The organism is Chryseobacterium pennae (assembly GCF_003385515.1).
Taxonomy (GTDB): domain Bacteria; phylum Bacteroidota; class Bacteroidia; order Flavobacteriales; family Weeksellaceae; genus Chryseobacterium; species Chryseobacterium pennae.
In genome coordinates this window covers 1-349 of record NZ_QNVT01000087.1, presented here as the reverse complement: position 1 = coordinate 349, position 349 = coordinate 1, and the positions used below count along the sequence as shown (strand labels likewise).

The following is a 349-nucleotide window of genomic DNA, read 5'->3' as shown; positions in this document are numbered from 1 at the left end:
CAGCCATCGATATTGTTTTGAAAATACGGGAAACTATGGACTTCTTTTAGCTAGTTTGTTGGAAGAAAGACAACTTCTCTATTATCAGGTTCCAGCTTTGGAAATAAAGCTGAGCCAAGGTATTCAAAGAGGAAAGAATGACAAGGTTGATGCCTGGAGAATAGCCCGATATGCAAAAATGCATGAGTAGGAACTTATCCCTTCTGCACTTTCTGAAGAAGTACTTTTTACAATAAAAAATTTTCTTACTTACAGAAATTTTCTAATAAAAGTAAGGACTCAGTTTAAGAATGAAAAAAAGGCTTTTTATCAAGTGAGTAAAATAGCTGATGTAAGTTATGAAATGGAG

1 protein-coding gene is annotated in these 349 nt (G+C 33.8%); it reads left to right on the top strand.

Going from position 1 to position 349, the window contains the following annotated elements; all coding sequences use genetic code 11:
• Positions 1-190 (top strand): IS110 family transposase (locus DRF65_RS28240; protein WP_165852335.1); only part of this gene is annotated, 190 nt, incomplete at its 5' end.
• Positions 191-349 lie beyond the last annotated feature (159 nt).